This is a genomic window from Candidatus Stoquefichus massiliensis AP9 (assembly GCF_000455285.1).
Classification (GTDB): Bacteria; Bacillota_I; Bacilli_A; order Erysipelotrichales; family Coprobacillaceae; genus Stoquefichus; species Stoquefichus massiliensis.
The window spans coordinates 250,755-265,072 of the sequence record NZ_HG005291.1 but is presented as its reverse complement, the minus strand read 5'-3'; the positions used below and the strand labels follow the sequence as shown (position 1 = coordinate 265,072).

Below are 14,318 nucleotides of genomic sequence, written 5' to 3'. Positions count from 1 at the left end.
TTTAGGAGTGAAATTATGGAAATGAAAGTTAACTTAGGAAAAGACAGTTATTCTATTTTTATTCAGCAAGGATTGCTGAATCATGTTCTGCAATATATCGAACCATTATATCAGGGAAAGAAAATTGTGATTATTTCTGATGATCAGGTTTTTGGATATTATGGTCATCAAATTGAAAGTCAGCTACAATTAAAATATCAAGTTGGACATATTATTGTTCCTCATGGTGAACAATCAAAGAGATTTGATATTTTACCTAGCCTTTATAGTCAGTTGCTTTCATTTCCATTAACAAGAACAGATTTAATTATTGCCCTTGGCGGTGGTGTTATTGGTGATTTGGCTGGTTTTGTTGCGAGTACATTTTTGCGCGGCGTTAAGTTTGTACAAATTCCTACGTCATTGCTGGCACAAGTTGATTCGAGTGTTGGAGGAAAAGTTGCAGTTGATTTACCTGAAGGGAAGAATCTTGTAGGAGCTTTTAAACATCCAAGCGTTGTTCTTATTGATCCACTCACATTAAAAACTTTAGATCAAAGATTTATTAATGATGGTATGGGTGAAGTGATTAAATATGGCTGTATCTTTGATAAAGATTTATTTCATTGTTTAGAAAGTTATTCATCATTTGATGAATTGTATCAAAATATTGATGAAATTATTTATCGTTGTGTTGATTTAAAACGAGATGTTGTTGAAAAGGATTTATTTGATTTTGGGGATCGTTTAGCATTAAACTTTGGACATACTTTAGGACATGCGATTGAACAATATTATCATTATGAAAGATATTCTCATGGAGAAGCAGTGAGTATTGGTATGGTTCAGTTAACACGTATTGCTGAGTTAAAAGGGCTGACAAAAGCAGGAACTGCAAAAAAGATACAAGATGTAGTATCAAAATATAATCTTCCAAGTGCTGCTGATCTTCATACATCTGATTTAAAAGAAGCAATGGCTTTAGATAAAAAGAATATTCATCAAAAATTATCCTATGTTTTATTGCATGAGATAGGACAATCATATATTTATCCAAGTGATTTATCATTTATTGATGAAGTAGAGGAGGTATAAGATGGCAGTTCAAATCACACCACATCAATTAAAAGGAAGTGTTAGTGTACCACCTTCTAAAAGTATGGCTCATCGTGCTATTATTTGTGCTTCGCTTGCGAGAGGAAAGAGTACAATAACAAATATAGAATATTCACAAGACATTAAAGCAACCATTTCAGCAATGAAAGCATTAGGGACAATGATTTTTGAATATGATGATTATTTAGAAATAGATGGGACAACAACATTTTTAAAAAATCAATGTGAAATAGATTGCTGTGAATCAGGGTCTACATTAAGATTTATGGTTCCTATTTCAATAGTTTGTGAAGCTAATATACATTTTTTTGGAGAAGGTCGTTTGGGAAAAAGACCTTTAGATGTTTATTATGATATATTTGAAAAACAGGGAATCTCTTATTTATATAAAGAGAATTGTTTGGATTTATATGTTCGTGGGAGATTACATGGTGGGGAGTTTGAAATTCCTGGAAATGTTTCTTCACAGTTTATTAGTGGTCTATTATTTGCTTTGCCACTTATGGATGAGGGTTCCGTTATTAAAATAACTTCACCATTAGAATCAAAAGGGTATATTGATTTAACTTTACAAATGTTAAATCAATATGGTATTCAAATCATTAATCATGATTATCAAGAACTTATTATCCCTGGAAATCAGCATTATTATCCTCATAATTATCGTGTGGAAGCAGATTTTTCTCAGGCAGCTTTTTATCTCGTTGCAGGAGCATTTCATAATGATGTTATTTTAAAAGATTTAAATTTAGAATCTTATCAGGGCGATAAGGAAGCCATTGCTATTTTAGAAAGAATGGGTTGTGAGTTAATAAAAAAAGAAGATGGATATCAGATGATTTCACAACAATTAGTATCTACAACAATCGATGGTTCACAATGTCCTGATATTATTCCTGTTATTGCTTTAGCTTGTGCTCTCGCAAAAGGAACATCAAAAATAGAGCATATTGGACGTTTGCGTATCAAAGAATGTGATCGTTTACATGCAACTGTAGAAGTCATTCAGCAATTAGGAGGGCAAGCACAGGAATTTGATGATTCTATGATTATTGAAGGTGTGGAACAATTAAGAGGAGGGTGTGTCTCTTCTTATAATGATCATCGTATGGCTATGATGGAAGCTATTGCTTCAACAGTTTGTCAGGATAAAGTCATAATTGATAAAAAGGATTGTGTTAAGAAATCATATCCAAGTTTTTGGGAACATTTTCAAATGTTAGGAGGTATCTTTGATGAGTGCGAATTGGGGAACTAACATCGAATTATCTTTGTTTGGTGAAAGTCATGGAAAGGCTATTGGAATTGTCATAGGTCATCTACCAGCGGGTATTCATCTTGATATGGATGAAATACGATGGCATATGAAAAGACGTGCTCCAGGACAAAATAAAATGTCAACACCCCGTGTTGAAAAAGATGAAGTTCAGATTATGAGTGGACTTCTTGATGGTGTTACAACAGGAGCACCACTTTGTGCCATGATTGAAAATAGTGATCAGCATTCTAAAGATTATTCTTTATTAAAAGAATGTATGCGACCTGGGCATAGTGACTATCCAGCATATATCAAATATAAAGGATATAATGATGTTCGTGGTGGAGGACATTTTTCAGGACGTTTAACTGCACCAATTGTCTTTGCAGGCAGTGTGGCAAGACAGATTTTGAGACAAAAAGGAATTCTAGTAGGAGCACATATTCAAAGTATTCATAATGTCTATGATGATTCATTTGGCGTTGATATCACATCACAAGATATTGAAACTTTATTGCAGCAGCAATATCCAACACTTCATGAAGGTGTTTTTGAAACAATGCAAGAAATAATAGAAAAAGCCAGAATGAATCAGGATTCAGTTGGTGGAACGATTGAGTGTGCTGTCATTCATGTACCAGCTGGATTAGGAAATCCATTCTTTGATTCTATTGAATCACATTTATCACCATTACTTTTTAGTATACCTGCTGTAAAAAGTGTGAGTTTTGGTTTGGGAGAAAAAATCACTGGATTGTATGGACATGAGGCTAATGATAGTTATTATTATGACCATGATCAAATCAAAACAAAGACAAATCATAATGGTGGAATTACAGGAGGCATCAGCAATGGAATGCCTATTGTATTGAGAGTAGGAATAAAACCAACACCTTCTATTTCTCAAAAACAAAAAACCATTAATGTCAAAACAAAAGAAAATACAGAATTAGAAATTACAGGAAGGCATGATCCATGTATTGTTCCTAGAGCAGTTGTTGTTGTAGAATCTATGGTTGCATTAGGAATATTGGATATGATGGGTGATATATGAAAGACTTAAACCAGTGTAGAGAAGAAATAGATGCAATTGATAAAGAAATGATTGCATTATTTGAGAAAAGAATGAATGTAGCTAAAGATGTTATTACATATAAATTAGCTAATCATATGGATATTTTTCAGGCTGCTCGAGAAGCACAAGTTGTTGAAAAGAACGTGAATCGTATTCATAATGAGGAACTTAAAGAGTATGCAAAAAGTTTTATTTTAGATATGATGAATATTTCAAAAACATATCAAGCCTCATTTATTCCTACTGATCATGTTTTTGATTTATCATCACCACAACATGATCATATTATAGTCGGTTATCCAGGTGTACCCGGTTCGTTTTCAGAAACAGCATTGACATCTTATTTTGGTTCATCAGCCAATAGAAAAAATTATAAGAATTTTGAAGATGTTTTTAAGGCTTTAGAAAATAATGAAATAGATTATGGTGTTGTGCCATTAGAAAATTCCTCAACAGGTGCTATTAATGATAATTATGATTCCATTAGAGATTATGGATTCTATATTGTAGGTGAACAAAATATCTCTGTTTCTCAACACTTATTGGGAATAAAAGGAGCATGTATTGAAGGTATAAAAGAAGTTTATTCTCATCCCCAGGGCTTATTACAATCATCACAATTCTTATCTCAACATCCAAAGATGAAACAAAGAGAATATGTGAATACAGCAACAGCTGCAAAATATATTGCTGAAAGTCAAAATCCTCAAATAGCTGCTATTGCATCAGATAAGGCAGCTCAGTTATATGATTTAGAAATTCTTCAAGAAAATATACAGGATATTCAAAACAATTCAACCAGATTTATTATCTTTGGAAAACATCTTGAAAAATCAACAGATGCGACACATGTGAGTATTGTCTTTACATTAAGTCATCAGGTAGGAACACTTTATCAGGTTATGAAAATAATTAATGATCATCAAATTAATATGTTACGTATTGAATCTCGTCCTATCAAAGCAAAACCATGGGAATATTATTTCTATGTAGATTTTGAAGGTAATCTAGAAAATCAAAATATTATTCAGGCATTAGAGGATATGAAAGCTCATACCATTACTTTACGCGTGCTTGGACAATATGTTAAAAAATAGGAGACTGTATGAAAAATATTGTTTTAATAGGAATGATGGGATGTGGAAAGACAACAATTTCTCAGTTGTTGTCAAAACAATTAAAACGTCCACTTATTGATATAGATGAATATCTTGTTGATAAATACAAAATGACGATACCTGAAATGTTTAATATTTCAGAAGCTTATTTCCGTGAGAGAGAAACAATCTGCTGCATGGAAGTTGGACAAAAAGAAGGCTATATTATATCTACTGGTGGTGGTGTCATTAAAAATCAAAAAAATATTGATGCATTACATCATCATGGAACTCTTATTTATTTAGATCGTCCTGTTGAAAATATATTAAGCGATGTTGAGATATCAACACGTCCTTTGTTAAAAGATGGACCTCAAAAACTATATGAACTTTATCAGCAAAGACATGAATTATATTTACAGGCATGTGATTATCATGTTATTAATGATAAATCATTGGAAGATGTAGTTAATAACATCATTCATCTATGTACAGCAGAGTAATCAAAAAGACCAAAACATGAATTGTTTTGGTCTTTTAAACAAATAGATGCAAGATAATATCTTGCATCTATGTTCCTTTGATATAGAGGAAAAGGATTGAATTCTAGATGATAATTTATGAGGTCTCTTATCATCTATCTATATCATAGCAAAAAGTTGTGGACTTTTTGTGTCGATTTATGAAATTTTTATAAAAAATTATCAATTAAAAATGATTTCCTTATCAGTCTTTTTGATGTTATAATGAATAAAGAATGATGGAAGGTAGGTATGTATGAAACAATATTTATGTGTTGATGTTGGTGGAACATCTTTAAAATTTGGATTACTTAATGCGGAAGGAGAGATATTAGAAACTGATTCTCAAAGAACACCTTCAACATTAAATGAATTTTATGATGTGATTGAAAATGTATTTAAAAAGTATGAAGATATTGAAGGTCTTGCTTTAAGCATGCCTGGAGCAGTAGATAGTGAAAAAGGAATCATTGGAGGATCAAGTGCACTTGATTATATTCATGGACCATGTATTAAAGATGATTTACAAAAACGTTTTCAAATGCGTGTAGAGATGGAAAATGATGCCAATTGTGCAGCATTGGCAGAAGTTTGGAAAGGGTCGGCCAGTGATGTGAATGACTGCTGCTTTATAGTGAGTGGAACGGGTATTGGTGGAGCGGTTGTTAAGGATAAACGTATTCATAAAGGTGAACATCTTCATGGTGGAGAGTTTGGTTACATGATTGCTGAATTTGATTTTGAAACGCATGAAATGAAAACATGGTCAGATGTTGGTTCAACTATGGCTGTTGTCAGAGAAGTCGCTAGGTTAAAAGGTATTGATAAGGAAACTTTAGATGGAAAAGAAATATTTGATCATTATCATGATGATCCGATTTATGAAAAGGTTGTTGATAAATATTATTTTGTATTAGCGAATGGTATTTATAATTTACAGTATGCTTATGATCCACAAAAGATTGTCATAGGTGGAGGTATTAGTGTAAGAGATGATTTGCTGGATGAAGTGAATCAAAGATTAGATATTATATTTGAACATTTTACACATGCGAAAATCAGACCAACTGTATTGACTTGCCAATATCATAATGATGCGAATTTATTAGGGGCATTGTATCATTTCTTAACAGTGAATTCATAAAAAAGAAGTATAATAAATAACTAAGTGAGGTGAAGAAAATGGCAAAACAAATGCCAATCGTTCAATCAAAATTAAGACATATTGTCAAAGTTCCAGAATGTATTTATGATGTTTCTGGAATCAATATTAATGGAAAAAGAATTAAGTCTCTGGTCTTTTCAACTGATGTTGCTGTGATAGCCAATTGTAATGCTGATGCAGTTATTGCAGTTTATCCGTTTACACCAACAATGCAGATTACAAAATCCATCATTGAAGTTGCTCAAAAGCCTGTATTTGCAGGTGTTGGCGGAGGAACGACTTCTGGACCAAGAGTTAATAATATTGCGCTAGATGCAGAATTAAATGGCGCATCTGCAGTGGTTTTGAATGCTCCAACAAAAACCAGATTTGTCCAGGATTTAGCAGAAATTGTTGATATTCCTATTGTTTTAACAATTGTTTCTTTAGATGAACCATTAGAAGAAAGAATGCTTCATTCAGGTGCAAGTATTGTCAATGTATCTGGAGGTAAGAATACAGTAGAAATTATTAAGGCTTTAAGAAATATTGATATGGATTTTCCTATTATTGCAACAGGTGGACCTAATGAAGAAACAATCAAAGAGGCTATTGCAGCAGGGGCCAATGCGATTACATATACACCACCATCAAATGGTGAAATTTTTAAGGAAATGATGGAACGTTATAGAATTCAATGTTCTCACAATGATGATTAAAGATTGTTCTTTAATCATCATGTTTTTTTCTTGATGACAATAATGATTTATTCATATATAATAAGCAAGAGGTGAAAGTAATGAAACAATACTTAGAAATGTGTCAATATATTTTAGATAATGGAGAAGATCGTTCAGATCGTACTGGAACAGGAACACGTAGTGTTTTTGGTTATCAGACACGTTATGACTTAAGAAAAGGTTTTCCTTTAATGACAACCAAGAAAATGTTTTTAAGACCTATTGCGGAAGAATTGTTATGGTTCATTAAGGGAGATACAAATATTAAATATTTAGTAGATAGAAATGTCAAAATATGGAATGAATGGCCATATGAAATCTTTAAGAAATCAGAAGATTATCAAGGAGAATCATTGGATGAATTTGTTGCAAAAATAAAAGAATTACCTGAAAATGATTCTTTTGTTATAAAATATGGAGAACTTGGACCAGTATATGGGAGACAATGGCGTAATTTTAATAACCAGGGTGTTGATCAAGTGAGCAAACTTGTTGACTCGCTAAAAAATAATCCATTTTCAAGAAGACATATTATTTGTGCATGGAATCCTGTTGAAGTTGATGAAATGGCTTTACCACCATGTCATGCATTTTTGCAGTTTTATGTTTCTCATGATCGAAAGTATTTGTCTTGTCAGCTTTATCAAAGAAGTGCTGATACCTTTTTGGGAGTTCCGTTTAATATTGCGTCTTATGCTTTGTTTACAGAAATGCTGGCTCAGGTTTGTGGATATGAGGCAAAAGAGTTTGTTCATACAATTGGTGATGCTCATATATATAAAGATCATTTTGATGTTGTTAAGGAACAAATTTCTAGAGATCCACTTCCATTGTGTCAGTTGAAATTAAATCCAGAAGTGAAATCTATTTTTGATTTTAAGATAGACGATATAAAAATAGAAAATTATCAGAGCTATGGTAAATTAGTTGGGAAGGTGAGTGTTTAATGATTAGTATTATTGTTGCAATGGATGATAACCAGTTAATAGGGAAAAAAGAATCATCTAATGGTATGCCATGGAATAATAAAGAAGATTTAAAACATTTTAAAGAAACAACAATCAATAAAACAATTTTAATGGGATATACAACATATATGGCTATTGGAAGACCATTACCTAATCGTAAAACAATAGTTGTAAGTTTTGAATTATTTGATGATGAGAGAGTAGAAGTGAGAACATCATTAGAAGAAGTCATTCAGGAGTATAAAGATTCAGGAGAAGATTTATTTATTTCTGGAGGAGCTTCTATTTATCAACAGTCTTTACCATTGGCTGATCAATTATTAATTTCTAGAATTCCTGGAAAGTATGAAGGAGAAACGTATTTTCCTGATTTTGATGAATATGGCTTTGAGTTAAAAGAAACAAAACCGTTTGAAACATTTGATTTACAGATTTATCAAAGAGGTACAAAATGAAAAGAATATTATTTTTAATTATAAGATTATTATATCGTATACCAGGATGGTTATTAAAGATTCGTTATTATAATAAACATTTAGATGAAACATCTTTTGAGGAAAGATTTGATTTTGGACAAAAGATGATTCGTAAGATTAATTCTAAATCAAGAGTTCATATTCATTGTTATGGGGTGGAGAACTTACCTGAAGAACAAGGGTATTTGTTAGCACCCAATCATCAGGGATTATTTGATGCATTGATCTTATTTGGAACACATGATAAACCGTTTAAAGCCATTGTTAAAGAAGAATTAATGAGTGTCTTTGTATTGGGTAAAGTTTTAAAAATGCTGCAGTTTGAAGCAATGGATCGTCAAAATTTAAGAGCTTCTATGAAGATTATTAAAAAGGCTACAAAAGAAATGAGTTCTGGTAGAAATTATGTTATTTTTCCTGAGGGAACAAGATGTCGTAAACAAAATCAAATGCTTGAATTTAAAGGGGGAACTTTTAAATCTGTTGTTGATGCAAAGAAACCTATTGTTCCTGTTGCTTTGATTGATTGTTATAAGGTATTTGATAATAATACAATTGCACCTGTAGATGCTCAAATTCATTATTTAGAACCTATTTATTATGATGATTATAAAGATATGAATAGTACGGAGATTGCTCATCATGTACAAGAACGCATTGCTCAATGTATTAAAGAAAATGAGGATAAGTTTTCAAAGGTTTGAGAATTTATTTTCTTTTTTTGAATTATTTTAGTTTTTATTTATCATTTGTAGTATGATAACAAGGTGAGGAGGAAGAGGAATGAAAAATAAGTCTTTAGATATTCGCTATGCATGTATTCATGGGTTCTATTGGATGATTTGTTGTGCCATGATTGGATATGCATCTGTCTTTTTATTAGACAAGGGGTTTGATAATACAACAATTGGAATTGTTTTATCTATTTCAAATATTTTAGCCGTATTTGGACAACCAGCTGTTGCATCATATATGGATAAAACATCAAAATTATCTTTAAGAATGTTAATATCAATTATTTTGGTTGCTATTATTGTATTGTCATTATTATTAAGTTTTATTTCAGGAGCATCTATCATAATGGTTGTGTTAACAATTGTTGTTTTTACTTTAATGTTAATATTACAGCCATTTATTAATTCATTAACATTTGCTTTTGAAAAACATGGGATTCATATTAATTTTGGTTTAGCGAGAGGGATTGGTTCTGTTGCTTATGCGGTGATGTCTCTAATATTAGGAAATGTTGTGGCTATTTTTAGTCCTGAATTATTACCTTTTTTCTATGTTGGGTTATCACTTTGTGCTTTATTGTTTGTTTATACTTTCTATTTACCTGGCGGTAAGGATGAAATTGTTCATGAGGAAAAGCAAGAAGTCCATGATCAATTGTCAATGGGACAATTTGTTAAGAAATATAAAACTTTTATGTTTTTATTAGTAGCAACGGTCTTTTTGTTCTTTGATCATTCTGTGATTAATAACTTCTTTATTCAAGTTGTCAATCATATTGGTGGAAATAGTGCTGATATGGGGAATGCAATTTTTCTGGCTGCATTATTAGAACTTCCAACAATGGCTTTATTCACAAAATTCCAAAAGAAGATTGGATGTCGTCGAATGATGATTATCTCAGCAGTTTTCTTTAGTGTGAAACATGTTCTTACATATTTTGCTGTGAATATGTTTATGATTTATGTTGCACAGGTGATGCAAATGTTAGCTTATGCGGTTTTTATTCCAGCATCTGTTTATTATGTCAGCCAGTTAGTTGATGAACATGATATGAATAAAGGGCAAGCTCTAGTAACTGGTGCAATGACTTTAGCAAGTGTATTTGCAAGTTTAGCAGGTGGAGTCTTATTGGATGCTCTTGGTGTTTCAAAAGTCTTAATGATTGGTGCTATTGTTTCAATCATTGGTACAGTCTTTATGTTTATGAGTGTTGAAGATGTAGATAAAGAGAAAAAGCAAGTAGAATAGTATTATAAAAGTCATACTTGAAGGTATGACTTTTATAATAAATTATTTTCTAATTCAACACAGAATTGATAGGCATTTTCAGGAAATAACATATATTCTTTACCATCTTTACAATGAACAAGCACTTTATCTTTAGCATAACCAATATTAAATGTATCTCTTTGTTCAATATATTGAATATCATTATATAAGAGTTTTGCACCCTCATGGTTCCATAATGTTTTGTAAAAAGTTAAGCCATTTTCATCAAGAATATATTCATTATGAGGGGTTGAAAAGCCATAGTACCAGATGATGTAAAGAGTAAAAAGAGTTCCAGCAACAAGTCCTGTTTGAAAAAGAAAATCATATGATATAGGAAGCATTGCTAAAATAATAATAATAGTAATAAGATAATTAACAGCCTGTTTACGTGAGCGAAAATGAATTTCACCTTTTTCTAATAACTGTTCTTGAACAATACTTCCTTTTTGATAGACTCTATTGACACCAAGATATAATAGAATAGCATAGAGTGGCCAAAGGAAAGATGTTATATAATAGAAATTTTTACCTGCATTAAAGAGACTACCTATTATATGAATTGTATTCATGATTAAATTGGGTGTAAAAAACAAAGCCGGTATAACCAATACTTCAAAATTAACATCAATCCCAATCACTTGCTGATAACAAAAGCGCACAAGATAGTAAAAGGTTACAGCACCAAGATAACTGCTTGATAAAGCCAAAAAATTAAAAGAGGATTCCATATTTTTGATATCCATATAACCATATAATATAATAAAAATCAAACATCCAAGAATCGTAGATTTAGCGAGTTCTACATATTGGTCTTTTAATGTATTCATTTGTCGTTCATCTAAAGGTGCACGACCCTTTGTTTTTGCATAATGAATCATATCCTTTAATAGACTTTGTTTCATTTAAAGTTCCTCCTTATCGTATGATTCGTCCCAAAACAAATCATCTAGGTGCTTATGTAATGCAATACAAATATTAATACATAATTTAATTGAAGGATTATAACGCCCGGATTCAATTAATCCAATGGTTTGTCTTGTTGCACCTACTTTATTTCCAAGTTCTTCCTGTGACATGTTTAATTCCATGCGTGCCATTTTGATCTTCAAATTTTTCATAGCACTTCACCTAGCTTTCTATCTTTATTATATAGATTATTCATAAAAATTCAAGTTAATATGTTTTATATAAGTTACATTTGCAATATATAATTATCAAATGTAAAATATATATTGCATAATCGACAAACATAAGCTATAATGATAGTGTCTAGGAGGGATAATGATGGAATTGAAAGTCAATGATTTACATAAAAGCTTTGATGGAAATGAAGTTTTGCACGGTGTTTCTTTTTCGATTTCAAGTGGAAAAGCACTTGGATTATTAGGACGTAATGGTGCAGGAAAATCAACAACAATCCGTATTTTAATGGATGTTTTTAAAGCAAATCAGGGGGAAATACTCATGGATGGTCAACCATTCCATGCAAGTGAATACAACATTGGTTATTTACCAGAAGAACGTGGCTTGTATCCAAAGAAGAAAGTATCTGAACAACTTATTTATTTAGCAATGTTACGTGGAACAACACGTACACAAGCTAAAAATAACTTGAAAAAATGGCTGAAAAGACTAGGAATAGAGGAATATGAAAATCGTGTGTTAGATACTTTAAGCAAAGGAAATCAGCAAAAGGTACAATTAGCACAAACATTGATGTGTAATCCAGATATTGTTATATTGGATGAACCGTTTTCTGGGCTAGATCCAGTGAATTCACAAATATTAAAAGAAGTTGTCCAAGAACAAATTGAAGCAGGAAAGTTAGTTATATTTTCTTCTCATCAAATGAATTATGTTGAAGAGTTTTGTGAAAATATTGTGATTTTACATCATGGTCAAGTTGTTTTAGAAGGAAACTTGAAACAGATAAAAAAAGAATATGGTAAGAATCGTCTTGTTTTACGCTCAACAAGTTCTCAAGAAGTATTTAAAGATATTTTGTTAAATAAGTGTGTGAATTTATTAAAGGTATTTGAAGAAAGAGAAGAAGGTTATATTGTTGAATTATTACCAAATGTTAGTAAAAAAGATGTCCTTATGAAATTGTTGGAGTTCGGTGTTGATTTAGATGTCTTCCAAGTATATGAGGCATCCTTAACAGATATTTTTGTTGCAAAGGCTGGTGATGAAGAATGAAACAGTTTTTCCTTGTTATAAAATTTGAATTAGAAACAATGATGAGAAAGAAATCATATTTACTTTCTATTGTGTTAATAGCACTTGCAGCATTTGTTTTATTGTCTATGCCGCGATTCTTTAATGATAAAAAAGAAAATCAAGATGGAAAGAATAATCAAGTTACTGAATCAAAAGATAAAGATATGTTAATTTATGATAATCAGGGAATTTTAAGTGGATTAGAATTTGTTGAACAAAGTTTTCCAGATTATAATATTGCATTAGAAGATGATTTATCAGTATTAAAAAATAAAGTAGAAGATGGAAGTGTAGATGCTGGAATAGAACTACAAGAACCATTGAAATTCGTATATCATGTTAAAAATTCATCATTAAATGATCGAACAGCAGTGTATTTTCAGGAAGTTCTACAACAGCAGTATCAGGTAAATGCATTAAAGGAATTGAATTATGATGCTTTGAAAGTTAATGAAATTTATCATTCATCAGCAAATTATGAAACAAATGTTCTTGGAACAGATGGAGTGAACAATTATTTTTATACCTATATTTTGATTTTCGTTTTATATATGATGATTTTACTGTATGGAAATCAAATCGCTGTAAGTGTAGCAAGTGAGAAAAGTAATCGTGCTGTTGAAATATTAGTCACAAGTTGCTCACCAAATGCAATGATTTTTGGAAAAGTCATTGCGGGAGCTATTGCTGGGGCTGTACAAACTATTTTAATCTTAGGTTCTTGTTTGATTGCTTATCATATCAATGCTGATGTATGGAATCATGTTTTGGATCCGTTCTTAAACATTCCAACAGTTGTTTGGGTAACGTTTGCTTTGTTTGGTATATTTGGTTATTTATTGTTTAGTTTCTTATTTGGAGCAATTGGAGCATTATGTTCTAAAGTTGAAGAAGTGAATGGAGCAACAATGCCAATACAATTGTTGATTATTGCTGTGTTCTTTATCAGCTTTATAACTTTACAAAATCCAAATGATCTTTTATCTACAATTGTTAGTTATGTACCATTAACTTCATGGATGTGTATGTTTATTAATGTGGCGCTGGGATCTGTCACTGTTATTGAAATCATTATTTCATTGGTTATTTTGGTTTTAACAACTTTCGCAATAGGAATGATAGGTGCAAAATTATATCGTCGTGGAACATTATCTTATGGTAATTCTATGAAACTGACTCATTTGTTTAAAATGATGAAACAAAAGAATTAAGAAAAGAAGGTTGACTTAATGATTTTATCATTAAAGTTCGCCTTCTTTTTGTTAATTGTTTGTTTTTTTAATCAATCTTCAATGAGATTCAACTGTTCTCTATGTAATTCTTTATTTCTTCAACACTCTTCTTATTGGCAATCATATTCGCTATATGATCATACTGTAATGCACTTAAGCCTTCTAAGAAGCTTGTATCAGTATTTGGATACAACTCTTTCAATAGTGTTATAATGAGTTTGATTCCGATTGAAATACCTTCCTCTTTGCCCTGATCAAAAGCATCTCTAACTTCTCCTGCTCTTGCCTTCTTCTGTAAGTCTCGTTTAAATGCCATGTCCCTTAGCTTGTCATCCTGATTGAATTGTTCTACCTTCCTCTTCATGATTTCAACCACCTTATCCTTAATTCCCATTATATCATGGGTTATTCCATTTTTAAAGATATAGATTGCTTTTTGTAATTGTGTGAATTCCATGAAGTTCATTTTATCCTTAATGATGTTG

At 31.3% G+C, this 14,318-nt stretch carries 16 protein-coding genes; 13 read left to right on the top strand and 3 right to left on the bottom strand.

Annotation, left to right across the window (positions count from 1 at the left end; genetic code table 11):
• From aroB to BN350_RS13880, 11 genes are all read left to right on the top strand, one after another.
• Positions 1 to 1,074: 3-dehydroquinate synthase (aroB, locus tag BN350_RS13930; protein ID WP_231385293.1), on the top strand; the 1,074-nt coding region annotated here is incomplete at its 5' end.
• A gap of 1 nt (position 1,075) precedes the next feature.
• The gene (aroA, locus tag BN350_RS13925; RefSeq protein WP_028044151.1) at positions 1,076 to 2,353 is read left to right on the top strand and encodes a 3-phosphoshikimate 1-carboxyvinyltransferase; all 1,278 of its coding nucleotides are present in this window, start codon (positions 1,076 to 1,078) and stop codon (positions 2,351 to 2,353) included.
• The gene (gene aroC, locus BN350_RS13920; protein WP_028044150.1) at positions 2,331 to 3,407 is read left to right on the top strand and encodes a chorismate synthase; all 1,077 of its coding nucleotides are present in this window, start codon (positions 2,331 to 2,333) and stop codon (positions 3,405 to 3,407) included. Before aroA ends, aroC begins: the two co-directional genes overlap by 23 nt.
• A complete protein-coding gene (gene pheA / locus BN350_RS13915) occupies positions 3,404 to 4,525 on the top strand; it encodes a prephenate dehydratase (protein ID WP_028044149.1) in 1,122 nt (373 codons plus the stop codon). Before aroC ends, pheA begins: the two co-directional genes overlap by 4 nt.
• A gap of 8 nt (positions 4,526 to 4,533) precedes the next feature.
• Positions 4,534 to 5,028 (top strand): shikimate kinase, encoded by a 495-nt coding sequence (locus BN350_RS13910; protein WP_028044148.1) that lies wholly within the window; start codon positions 4,534 to 4,536, stop codon positions 5,026 to 5,028.
• A gap of 274 nt (positions 5,029 to 5,302) precedes the next feature.
• Positions 5,303 to 6,190 (top strand): ROK family protein, encoded by an 888-nt coding sequence (locus tag BN350_RS13905; protein ID WP_028044147.1) that lies wholly within the window; start codon positions 5,303 to 5,305, stop codon positions 6,188 to 6,190.
• 38 nt (positions 6,191 to 6,228) lie between these two features.
• Complete coding sequence (locus tag BN350_RS13900; RefSeq protein ID WP_028044146.1) at positions 6,229 to 6,909, top strand: beta/alpha barrel domain-containing protein; 681 nt, start codon at positions 6,229 to 6,231, stop codon at positions 6,907 to 6,909.
• An 80-nt stretch (positions 6,910 to 6,989) separates the two neighbouring features.
• On the top strand, positions 6,990 to 7,877 hold the full coding sequence (thyA, locus tag BN350_RS13895; protein ID WP_028044145.1) for a thymidylate synthase: 888 nt from the start codon (positions 6,990 to 6,992) through the stop codon (positions 7,875 to 7,877).
• Positions 7,877 to 8,353, top strand: coding sequence for a dihydrofolate reductase (locus BN350_RS13890; protein ID WP_028044144.1), 477 nt, complete (start codon positions 7,877 to 7,879; stop codon positions 8,351 to 8,353). Before thyA ends, BN350_RS13890 begins: the two co-directional genes overlap by 1 nt.
• On the top strand, positions 8,350 to 9,078 hold the full coding sequence (locus BN350_RS13885) for a lysophospholipid acyltransferase family protein (protein ID WP_028044143.1): 729 nt from the start codon (positions 8,350 to 8,352) through the stop codon (positions 9,076 to 9,078). Before BN350_RS13890 ends, BN350_RS13885 begins: the two co-directional genes overlap by 4 nt.
• Positions 9,079 to 9,157: 79 nt before the next feature.
• A complete protein-coding gene (locus tag BN350_RS13880; RefSeq protein WP_028044142.1) occupies positions 9,158 to 10,357 on the top strand; it encodes an MFS transporter in 1,200 nt (399 codons plus the stop codon).
• A 32-nt stretch (positions 10,358 to 10,389) separates the two neighbouring features.
• Here the strand turns inward: BN350_RS13880 and BN350_RS13875 are convergent, their stop codons facing one another.
• Both BN350_RS13875 and BN350_RS13870 read right to left on the bottom strand, forming a co-directional pair.
• On the bottom strand, positions 10,390 to 11,283 hold the full coding sequence (locus BN350_RS13875) for a hypothetical protein (RefSeq protein ID WP_028044141.1): 894 nt from the start codon (positions 11,281 to 11,283) through the stop codon (positions 10,390 to 10,392).
• On the bottom strand, positions 11,284 to 11,499 hold the full coding sequence (locus BN350_RS13870) for a helix-turn-helix transcriptional regulator (protein ID WP_028044140.1): 216 nt from the start codon (positions 11,497 to 11,499) through the stop codon (positions 11,284 to 11,286). It abuts the gene before it with no gap.
• Positions 11,500 to 11,665: 166 nt separating this feature from the next.
• On the opposite strand from BN350_RS13870, the gene BN350_RS13865 reads away from it, so the two are divergent.
• Both BN350_RS13865 and BN350_RS13860 read left to right on the top strand, forming a co-directional pair.
• The gene (locus BN350_RS13865) at positions 11,666 to 12,580 is read left to right on the top strand and encodes an ABC transporter ATP-binding protein (protein WP_028044139.1); all 915 of its coding nucleotides are present in this window, start codon (positions 11,666 to 11,668) and stop codon (positions 12,578 to 12,580) included.
• Positions 12,577 to 13,812 (top strand): ABC transporter permease, encoded by a 1,236-nt coding sequence (locus tag BN350_RS13860; RefSeq protein WP_028044138.1) that lies wholly within the window; start codon positions 12,577 to 12,579, stop codon positions 13,810 to 13,812. Before BN350_RS13865 ends, BN350_RS13860 begins: the two co-directional genes overlap by 4 nt.
• 88 nt (positions 13,813 to 13,900) lie before the next feature.
• On the opposite strand, the gene BN350_RS13855 is transcribed toward BN350_RS13860, so the two are convergent.
• The coding region (locus BN350_RS13855) for a protein-tyrosine phosphatase family protein (protein WP_222704654.1) at positions 13,901 to 14,318 on the bottom strand (418 nt) is incomplete at its 5' end.

Excerpts from the sequence above, each read along its gene's own strand:
- aroA (WP_028044151.1), top strand. The coding sequence starts at position 1,076 with ATGGCAGTTCAAATCACACCACATCAATTAAAAGGAAGTGTTAGTGTA.
- aroC (WP_028044150.1), top strand. The coding sequence starts at position 2,331 with ATGAGTGCGAATTGGGGAACTAACATCGAATTATCTTTGTTTGGTGAA.
- pheA (WP_028044149.1), top strand. The coding sequence starts at position 3,404 with ATGAAAGACTTAAACCAGTGTAGAGAAGAAATAGATGCAATTGATAAA.
- BN350_RS13910 (WP_028044148.1), top strand. The coding sequence starts at position 4,534 with ATGAAAAATATTGTTTTAATAGGAATGATGGGATGTGGAAAGACAACA.
- BN350_RS13905 (WP_028044147.1), top strand. The coding sequence starts at position 5,303 with ATGAAACAATATTTATGTGTTGATGTTGGTGGAACATCTTTAAAATTT.
- BN350_RS13900 (WP_028044146.1), top strand. The coding sequence starts at position 6,229 with ATGGCAAAACAAATGCCAATCGTTCAATCAAAATTAAGACATATTGTC.
- thyA (WP_028044145.1), top strand. The coding sequence starts at position 6,990 with ATGAAACAATACTTAGAAATGTGTCAATATATTTTAGATAATGGAGAA.
- BN350_RS13890 (WP_028044144.1), top strand. The coding sequence starts at position 7,877 with ATGATTAGTATTATTGTTGCAATGGATGATAACCAGTTAATAGGGAAA.
- BN350_RS13885 (WP_028044143.1), top strand. The coding sequence starts at position 8,350 with ATGAAAAGAATATTATTTTTAATTATAAGATTATTATATCGTATACCA.
- BN350_RS13880 (WP_028044142.1), top strand. The coding sequence starts at position 9,158 with ATGAAAAATAAGTCTTTAGATATTCGCTATGCATGTATTCATGGGTTC.
- BN350_RS13875 (WP_028044141.1), bottom strand. The coding sequence starts at position 11,283 with ATGAAACAAAGTCTATTAAAGGATATGATTCATTATGCAAAAACAAAG.
- BN350_RS13870 (WP_028044140.1), bottom strand. The coding sequence starts at position 11,499 with ATGAAAAATTTGAAGATCAAAATGGCACGCATGGAATTAAACATGTCA.
- BN350_RS13865 (WP_028044139.1), top strand. The coding sequence starts at position 11,666 with ATGGAATTGAAAGTCAATGATTTACATAAAAGCTTTGATGGAAATGAA.
- BN350_RS13860 (WP_028044138.1), top strand. The coding sequence starts at position 12,577 with ATGAAACAGTTTTTCCTTGTTATAAAATTTGAATTAGAAACAATGATG.